Raw genomic sequence first — 8488 nt, forward strand, 5'->3', positions numbered from 1 at the left:
CATCGGCAAAATGCTGAGCGCCGCCATCGGCCAGGTCATCGCGGTCCACCGAGGTGATGACGACATGCTCGAGGCCAAGCTTGGCCACGGCCCGCGCGACATTCTCCGGCTCGTGCGGATCGAGCGCGGTCGGCATACCGGTGCGCACATTGCAGAAGGCGCAGGCGCGGGTGCAGATCTCGCCCATGATCATCATGGTCGCGTGCTTCTTGCTCCAGCACTCGCCGATGTTCGGGCAGCCAGCTTCCTCGCAAACCGTGACGAGATTGTTCTCGCGCACGATCTGCTGGGTTTCCTTGTAGACGGGCGAACCCGGCGCCTTGACGCGGATCCAGTCGGGCTTGCGCAGCACGATGCTGTCGGGCCGATTGGCCTTTTCCGGGTGGCGCGGTTTTGCAACCGAATTGTCGATGAGCGTGACCATGATAGTCCTGTCTGGGGCTTGCCCCTATATCGCTCCCAAGAGCGGCCGGTTCAACCCGGCCTTAGTGATAAGCAGGCTTGCGTTGACGCTAGCCTAAAACTTCAGAAATCGCGGTCCAGTCGCCCCCACGCGAGGCCGAGAGGATGCTCGCCTGCACCAGTGCAAGCGAGCCGAGATTGTCTTGTCCCGAACTAAACCCGACCGGCACCTGCCCGGTCGCGATGACGCCGGCAATGGTATTGAGCGTGCCGCGCCGATCGGGAAATTCGACCGCATCGAGTTTGACCGGCGTTGGCTTCTCGTCGAGCGGCTGAAGCGTAACGATATCCGGACCGGTCTTGTCGCGGAAATGATCGCGCGAGGTCCAATGAATCTGGCCCTCTGCCGCGTCCATCACCCACTCGCCAGCCCAAGGCGTCACCGGGCCAGAATTCATCCAGCTGGCGCGATAGGAGACCATCGTACCCTTGGAGAACTCGATCAGCGCCGCGCCGCTCGGATGGAAATGGAACGGGCTGCCCGGCGGATTCCACGTGCGGCAGGAAAGCCGGACCGGCTCGTCATTGAGCACGTAGCGCATCAGGTCAAAGTGGTGGATCGACATGTCGGCCAGCAACGGATCGGGCATGTCCCAATAGCGGTAGCCCTGGCTCGGCCCGTGCCGGCGGAAGTCGATGGACACCATGTTCATGGCGCCGAACTTGTTCTCGGCAATCAGCTTGGCCGCCGCAATCGGCGCTGGCTGATGGCGATAGTTCTGGCTGACCATCAGCACCTTGCCCTGCGCTTTAGCGAGCGCCACCAGTTCCTTGCCCTGGGCAATGGTCGTGGTGAAGGGCTTTTCGACGATGACGTTGTAGCCCAGTTCGAGGCAACGCTTCACGACTGGGTAATGCGCCTCGGTCCGCAGGGTGCAGATCGCCAGCACCGCATCTGTGTGATGCGCCGCGTCTTCAAGGCTCGAAAAACAGAGCTTTGGGTCGATCCCCAGCTCGGTCTGGACCCTGCCTGTCGCATCGGGGCTGGTATCCACATAGCCCACCATCTCAACAGTGGGAACTTTGGGGATAACTTCCTTGGACCAGCTAAAACCCCAGTGTCCGAGGCCGATCTGAATTGCCTTGACCATGTGGATAACTCCTCTGGTTTGGGTATCGCCCCGCAGTCGGGATCATCCGGACAAGCGCCCGGATGACGTCGTGTGAATGAAGCTGCCGGCTCAGATGTTCAGCGCGCGCCCATAAGCGTCGAGCACGCTTTCCTTCATCGTTTCGCTCAGCGTGGGATGCGGGAAGATGGTGTGGATGAGTTCTTCTTCGGTGGTTTCGAGATTCATCGCCACGACAAAGCCCTGGATGAGCTCGGTGACTTCGGCACCAATCATATGGGCGCCGAGAAGTTCCCCAGTTTTCGCATCGAAGATGGTCTTAACAAGGCCATCAGGCTCACCCAGCGCGATCGCCTTGCCATTGCCCACGAAGGGAAAACGACCGACCTTGATCTCGCGACCGGCTTCCTTGGCCTTGGCTTCGGTCAGGCCCACGCTTGCCACCTGTGGCTCGCAATAGGTGCAACCCGGCACCTTCAGCTTTTCAAGACCATGGACCTTGAGGCCGGCGATCTTCTCGACCGTGATGACGGCTTCATGCTCGGCCTTATGCGCCAGCATCGGCGGGCCGGCAACGTCGCCAATGGCCCAGATGCCGTCGACATTGGTCTTGCCATAGCTGTCGATGACAATGGCGCCACGCTCAGTCTTCACGCCGACCGTTTCGAGGCCCAGGCCTTCGATATTGCACTGCACGCCAACAGCCGAGATCAGCTTGTCGCCAGCGATCTGCTGCGTCTTGCCGTCCTTGGTTTCGACGTGAGCGACAACGCCGTCCTTGGTCTTTTCGACCTTAGCGACCTTAGCTTCGGTCAGAATCTTGATGCCGCGCTTTTCGAGACGCTTGCGGGCGAGAGCCGAGATTTCGGCATCTTCCACCGGCAGGATCTGCGGCAGCAGTTCTATGACGGTCACTTCGGCACCGAACGAGCGGTAGAACGAAGCGAATTCGATGCCGATGGCACCCGAACCCATGACCACCAGCGACTTCGGCATCTCGGCCGGCTTCAGCGCTTCAAAATAGGTCCAGATCTTATCGCCATCGGGCTCGATGCCCGGCAGCACGCGCGGGCGCGCGCCGGTCGCGATGATGATGTTCTTGGCCTTGTAGGTACCCTCGCCGAGCGCATTCTTCGGCACGGGGCCCTGCGGCTGCACGATCGGCTTCTTGGAGGCCGCAACCTTGATCTCACCGGGCTTGGTGATGGTCGCCTCGCCCCAGATGATGTCGATCTTGTTCTTCTTCATCAGGAACTGCACGCCATTGTTCATCTGCGCCGCAATGGCACGCGAACGCTTGACGATGCCGTCGAGGTCGAATCCGAACTTTTCGGCGGTCAGACCGTAGTCCTTGGCGTGGCCCATGTGGCCGTAGATTTCGGCCGAGCGCAGCAGTGCCTTGGTCGGGATACAGCCCCAGTTGGAGCAGATGCCAGCCATATGCTCGCGCTCGACGATAGCCACCTTCATGCCAAGCTGCGCGCCGCGAATCGCGGCAACATAACCGCCGGGACCGGCGCCGATGACGAGAAGATCGTATTGGTCAGCCATGAGGGCCTCCAGTAAGTCGAAATGTCGGGTCAGAGACCCAGAATGGATTTGACGACGGGGATTAGCCCGGTGCCGATGGCGCGCGTATTGGCAGCATCGAGATGCACCCCATCCAGCGGATCGGCATGGGCAACATCGGCAGCGTCGAAGAAGTGCGCGCCATATTCCTTGGCGCGCGTGCGGTAATAGCCAGCCATCAGCTTGGATTCAGCGATCGCCGCGTCACCACCGAAATGGATGCCCATTTCGGCGTGCTTGGTTTGCACCAGATGCGGCGGGCTGACGACCAGAATTGCTGGCTGCGTTTCGCCTGGATTGACGAACTGCCCGCGGACGACCTGGATAAGCTTGCGAATGCCATAGGAGGCGGTGATCGCCCGTCCATGGATCGCCGGCTTCAGGTCGTTGGAGCCGAGCATGATGATGACCAGGTCCAGCGGCTTATGGCTGTCCAGCAGAACAGGAAGGATGCGGGCACCATTGCGGTCCGAGCTGGCAGAGCCATCATCGAACGCCGTGGTGCGACCGCCGAGACCCTCGGCGATCACCCTGACATTGTCGCCCAAACCCTCTTCGAGCACGCTCGGCCAGCGGTTCTCATAGGCATGCCGCAACCCATCGGGCTGGGGATTAGCCCCATAGGTCAGACTATCGCCATAGGCGAGAATGGTCTTCATGCGCCCTGCCCCTTTAGGCCAGCATCATCACCGGGTTTTCGATCAGGCCCTTGAACACACCGAGCAGTTCTGCACCCAGCGCACCATCGACGGCGCGGTGATCGCAGGAGAGCGTTACCGTCATGAACTGGCCGATCTTGATCTGGCCGTTCTCGGGATAGACGCGCTCTTCGCCGGCACCGACCGCGAGGATCGTGCCATGCGGCGGGTTGATAACGGCGGCAAAGTGCTTGATGCCGAACATGCCGAGGTTGGACACCGAGGACGAACCGCCCTGGTATTCATGCGGGGCGAGCTTCTTGGACTTGGCGCGGGTCGCCAGATCCTTCACCTCTTCCGAGATTTCGCGCAGGGTTTTCGTATCGGCCGACTTCACCACTGGGGTGAAAAGACCGCCCGGCACGGACACGGCAACGGCAACGTCCGAACGCTTGTGGTAGAGGATCGAGTCCCCGGCCCAGGTCGCATTGGCGGCCGGCACGCGCTGCAGCGCAACGGCCCAGGCCTTCATGACGAAGTCATTGACCGAGAGCTTGTAGCCCGGCTTGCCGTCCTTGCCCTTGGGCGCAGCGGCATTGATCTGTTCACGCGCGGCCATCAGCGCGTCGATCTTGCAATCGAGCGTCAGGTAGAAGTGCGGAACGGTCTGCTTGCTCTCGGTCAGGCGCGCAGCCACGACCTTGCGCATGCCGTCGTTCGGAACGACTTCGTACGAGCCTTCCTCGTAGAGCGCCATGACCTGGTTCTTGCTCATGCCGGTCGCAGGCGCCGCAGCAGCAGCCGGAGCACCGGCAGCAGGCTTGGAAAAACCCTTGCCGGACTTGGCAGCTTCCACGTCCGACTTGACGACGCGGCCCTTCGGGCCCGAGCCGGCAACGGTCGACAGATCGATGCCGGCTTCCTTGGCAAGACGCTTGGCCAGCGGCGAGGCGAACACACGGCCGCCTTCCGACTTTGCTGGAGCCTTGGCCGCAGCCGCCGGAGCGCTGGAGCCGGTATTCGAATTGGTCGCGATAGGTGCCGGAGCGGCGGCCTTCGGGGCTTCCGGAGCAGCGGCAGGAGCCGGCGGAGCCTTGGGCGCTTCCGCCTTCGGCGCACCGATGGAACCGGCGTCTTCGCCTTCCTGCAGCAGCACGGCAATAACGGCGTTGACCTTCACATTCTCGCTGCCTTCGGCAACAAGAATCTTACCGATCTTGCCCTCGTCCACGGCCTCGACTTCCATCGTGGCCTTGTCGGTTTCGATTTCGGCGATCACGTCACCGGAAGAGACAGAGTCGCCTTCCTTGACGTGCCACTTGGCGAGCTTGCCCTCTTCCATCGTGGGAGAGAGCGCCGGCATGGTGATATCGATTGGCATACCGGGTCTCCTTACGAGCGATAGGTCACGGCATTCACGGCCGCGATCACTTCGTCAACATTGGGCTGTGCCAGCTTTTCGAGGTTCGCGGCATAGGGCATCGGAACGTCCTTGCCGGTCACTCGCAGCACGGGCGCATCGAGATAGTCGAAGGCCTGCTCGGAAACGCGGGCCGACAGCTCGGCACCGATACCGCCCTGCGGCCAGCCTTCTTCCACGGTCACGAGGCGACCGGTCTTCTTGACCGACTCGATGACCGTGTCGCTGTCCATCGGACGCAGCGTGCGCAGATCGATCAGTTCCACGTCGACGCCAGCAGCAACCAGCTTTTCCGTTGCCTGGGTCGCATAGCGCATACCCATGGAGAAGGACACGATGGTCACATCGGCCCCCTTGCGGGCGATGCGGGCCTTGCCGATCGGCAGGACATAGTCGTCAACCTTCGGCACAAGGCCGGTCGAACCATAGAGAATTTCGTTTTCGAGGAAGACGACCGGGTTCGGCGAACGAATGGCAGCCTTGAGGAGGCCCTTGGCGTCAGCGGCGCTATAGGGCGCGATGACGGTCAGGCCCGGAACGTGGCTGTACCAAGCCGAGTAGTCCTGGCTGTGCTGAGCGGCAACGCGCGAAGCGACGCCGTTCGGGCCGCGGAACACCATCGGCGCGGTGACCTGGCCACCGGACATATAGAGCTGCTTGGCAGCCGAATTGATGATCTGGTCGATTGCCTGCATAGCAAAGTTCCAGGTCATGAATTCGACGATCGGACGCAGGCCGGCAAAGGCCGCGCCGACAGCGAGACCGGCAAAGCCGTGCTCGGTGATCGGGGTATCGACGACGCGCTGCGGACCAAACTCCTGCAGCAGGCCCTGGGTCACCTTATAGGCACCCTGATATTCAGCGACCTCCTCACCCATGATGAAGATGTCGGGGTTGGCACGCATTTCTTCGGCCATGGCTTCGTTCAGCGCCTGGCGAACGGTCAGCTCAACCATCTCGACGCCTTCCGGCAGGTCCGGATCGGCCTGCGCTTCGAACTTCGGAGCGGCGGGAACAGCAGCTGAGGGTGCCGCGGCCGGCGCTTCGGCCTGAACCATGCTCGGCGCGGGTTCTTCTGCTGCTGCAGGAGCCGCAGCCGGTGCTGCACCGGCGCTTTCGCCTTCGGCCAGAACCAGCGCGATCGGCGTATTCACCTTCACGCCTTCAGTGCCCTCGGCCACGAGAATTTCGCGAACCACGCCTTCGTCGACAGACTCAACTTCCATCGTTGCCTTGTCGGTTTCGATTTCGGCCAGCACGTCGCCGGACTTGACGGTATCACCGACCTTGACCAGCCACTTGGCGAGCTTGCCCTCTTCCATCGTTGGCGACAGGGCGGGCATGAGGATTTGGGGCATATCAGCTCTCCAGAATGGTAGTGCCGGGCATGGGGGCCACGCGGCGAAGTTCGAATTGTTCGGCAAATTGCGCGGCGGGCAGCACGCGCCAATCGTTGATGGGGGCAGAAGAGGCGTTGATCTCGACAGGCGCCTGACGGTTGGCAACCCAACCGCTCAGGATCAGCCCGAGGACCACGAATACAAGGCAGCCGATAACGGCACGCTTGTAGATGGCAGCCTGCACTTCGCCGCTGAGACCGGCCCAGCTGGCGATACGGTCAAACCGCCACCAGCCAAAAACCCAGTCGCTCAAGCTCGGACCAGAGGCCGACGCCATACGGCTGATCGCAACGGCCTGCCCGGCCGCAAGCAGGCCGGACAGCAGTGCAAACAGCATGATGACGCCGAGCAGGATGCTCATCGTGAGATCAGGCCTCGATCGTGATGTCGGTCCACAGCTCCGAAGCATCCGGCTCCGGATCATTGGTGGCAAAATCCGCCGCTTCCGTGACGATTGCACGAATGTCGGTCTCGATCTTCTTGAGATCGTCCTCGGTCACCACACCAGCTTCGAGCAGACGCGCACGAACCTGTTCGATCGGGTCGCGCTCCTGACGATACTTGGTCACTTCGTCCTTGGAGCGATACTTCGCCGGGTCGGACATGGAGTGACCGCGATAGCGGTAGGTCAGCATTTCGAGGATGTAGGGACCGTTGCCGGAACGGGCATGCTCGATAGCGCGCTTAGCGGCGTCATAGACCATGCGAACGTCCATGCCGTCGACCTGCTCGCCCGGAATATCGAACGAAGCGCCGCGCATGGAGAAATCGGTCGTCGCGGCAGCGCGCTCGATCGACGTACCCATGGCATACTTGTTGTTCTCGATCACGAACACGACCGGCAGCTTCCAGAGCTTGGCCATGTTGAAGCTTTCGTAGACCTGACCCTGGTTGGCAGCGCCGTCGCCGAAATAGGCAAGGCTCACCGAGCCGTCACCCTTGTACTTCGAAGCAAAAGCCAGACCCGTGCCGAGCGAAACCTGTGCACCAACGATGCCGTTGCCGCCATAGAACCGGTGCTCGTTGGAGAACATGTGCATGGAGCCGCCCTTGCCCTTCGACAGGCCGCCCTGGCGGCCGGTCAGCTCGGCCATGACACCCTTGGGGTCGAGACCCATGACCAGCATGTGGCCGTGATCACGGTAGCCGGTGATCTGAGCATCCTTGCCCTTTTCCGACGCCATGGTGATGCCGGTGACGACAGCTTCCTGGCCGATATAGAGGTGGCAGAAGCCGCCGATCAGGCCCATGCCATACATCTGGCCGGCCTTTTCCTCGAAACGCCGGATGAGCAGCATTTCACGGAAGGCGTCGAGCTCCTGTTCATTGGTAAGCTGAGGGGCATTGGCCTGCGTCTTGGCCGAAGTGGCCGTCGCCTTGCGCGCCATGGGTGGGGCTCCCGGTATAGAATGGAATTTGCCGCTTGGCCGATCTGGCCACTTCTCGCACTATAGCGCAAGCTTTTGACAGATAAAATTGCTCGCGAAAAGCACAAAATAACGCGTTAAAGCGTTGAATCTGCTTCGATAATTTTGATTAACTGATCGTCGATTAATTCTTGGAATTTACCGGAAATCGGTTTACCAGTGGCAGGGTCGACCATGACCAGAATGTCGTCGGCATTGGCCATGTTCAGCAATGCCCTCGCCCGCTCAGTCACGATATCGGGGTCCAGATGACGCGGATTCATAAGTGAATTGCGATGGGTGAAGCTGTCGATTTCCGCCTGCAGCGCCGAAGAACGATCCTTCAGCACCTGAATATCGGCATGGATCGCCTCGCGACTCTCGATACCAAAATTGCCGCTGATGGCCGAATAGCCAAGATAGCCCTGAAAGGCTAGAAGCGTCACAGCAAGAGCCAGTGGACGCCAGAATGGAGGGCGCTTGAGTCGCGTGGGCATGAGCAGACCAATTAGAGGTTCGCTCA

At 61.1% G+C, this 8488-nt stretch carries 9 protein-coding genes; all 9 read right to left on the minus strand.

Going from position 1 to position 8488, the window contains the following annotated elements; translation table 11 throughout:
- Nucleotides 1–424 (minus strand): radical SAM protein (locus J0I64_RS06760; RefSeq protein WP_366933709.1); only part of this gene is annotated, 424 nt, incomplete at its 3' end.
- 88 nt (nucleotides 425–512) lie between these two features.
- On the minus strand, nucleotides 513–1553 hold the full coding sequence (locus J0I64_RS06765; RefSeq protein ID WP_291406835.1) for a Gfo/Idh/MocA family oxidoreductase: 1041 nt from the start codon (nucleotides 1551–1553) through the stop codon (nucleotides 513–515).
- Nucleotides 1554–1643: 90 nt separating this feature from the next.
- Nucleotides 1644–3083 (minus strand): dihydrolipoyl dehydrogenase, encoded by a 1440-nt coding sequence (gene lpdA / locus J0I64_RS06770; RefSeq protein WP_291406836.1) that lies wholly within the window; start codon nucleotides 3081–3083, stop codon nucleotides 1644–1646.
- A gap of 29 nt (nucleotides 3084–3112) precedes the next feature.
- Nucleotides 3113–3760: an SGNH/GDSL hydrolase family protein gene (locus tag J0I64_RS06775; protein ID WP_291406837.1), complete on the minus strand. Its 648-nt coding sequence runs from the start codon at nucleotides 3758–3760 to the stop codon at nucleotides 3113–3115.
- 13 nt (nucleotides 3761–3773) lie between these two features.
- Nucleotides 3774–5120: a pyruvate dehydrogenase complex dihydrolipoamide acetyltransferase gene (locus tag J0I64_RS06780; protein WP_291406838.1), complete on the minus strand. Its 1347-nt coding sequence runs from the start codon at nucleotides 5118–5120 to the stop codon at nucleotides 3774–3776.
- A gap of 11 nt (nucleotides 5121–5131) precedes the next feature.
- On the minus strand, nucleotides 5132–6517 hold the full coding sequence (locus J0I64_RS06785; protein WP_291406839.1) for a pyruvate dehydrogenase complex E1 component subunit beta: 1386 nt from the start codon (nucleotides 6515–6517) through the stop codon (nucleotides 5132–5134).
- Nucleotide 6518: 1 nt separating this feature from the next.
- Nucleotides 6519–6920, minus strand: a complete 402-nt coding sequence (locus J0I64_RS06790) for a hypothetical protein (RefSeq protein WP_291406840.1) — start codon at nucleotides 6918–6920, stop codon at nucleotides 6519–6521.
- 7 nt (nucleotides 6921–6927) lie between these two features.
- Nucleotides 6928–7947 carry a pyruvate dehydrogenase (acetyl-transferring) E1 component subunit alpha gene (gene pdhA, locus J0I64_RS06795; RefSeq protein WP_291406841.1) on the minus strand — a complete coding sequence of 340 codons (1020 nt, stop codon included), beginning with the start codon at nucleotides 7945–7947 and terminating at the stop codon, nucleotides 6928–6930.
- Nucleotides 7948–8063: 116 nt separating this feature from the next.
- Nucleotides 8064–8488 (minus strand): septum formation initiator family protein (locus tag J0I64_RS06800; RefSeq protein ID WP_291406842.1); only part of this gene is annotated, 425 nt, incomplete at its 5' end.

The sequence above is a fragment of the Devosia sp. genome, from assembly GCF_017307565.1.
Taxonomy (GTDB): domain Bacteria; phylum Pseudomonadota; class Alphaproteobacteria; order Rhizobiales; family Devosiaceae; genus Devosia.

Bases quoted from the DNA above. Each gene is read 5' to 3' on its own strand.
- J0I64_RS06765 (WP_291406835.1), bottom strand. From the start codon at position 1,553: ATGGTCAAGGCAATTCAGATCGGCCTCGGACACTGGGGTTTTAGCTGG.
- lpdA (WP_291406836.1), bottom strand. From the start codon at position 3,083: ATGGCTGACCAATACGATCTTCTCGTCATCGGCGCCGGTCCCGGCGGT.
- J0I64_RS06775 (WP_291406837.1), bottom strand. From the start codon at position 3,760: ATGAAGACCATTCTCGCCTATGGCGATAGTCTGACCTATGGGGCTAAT.
- J0I64_RS06780 (WP_291406838.1), bottom strand. From the start codon at position 5,120: ATGCCAATCGATATCACCATGCCGGCGCTCTCTCCCACGATGGAAGAG.
- J0I64_RS06785 (WP_291406839.1), bottom strand. From the start codon at position 6,517: ATGCCCCAAATCCTCATGCCCGCCCTGTCGCCAACGATGGAAGAGGGC.
- J0I64_RS06790 (WP_291406840.1), bottom strand. From the start codon at position 6,920: ATGAGCATCCTGCTCGGCGTCATCATGCTGTTTGCACTGCTGTCCGGC.
- pdhA (WP_291406841.1), bottom strand. From the start codon at position 7,947: ATGGCGCGCAAGGCGACGGCCACTTCGGCCAAGACGCAGGCCAATGCC.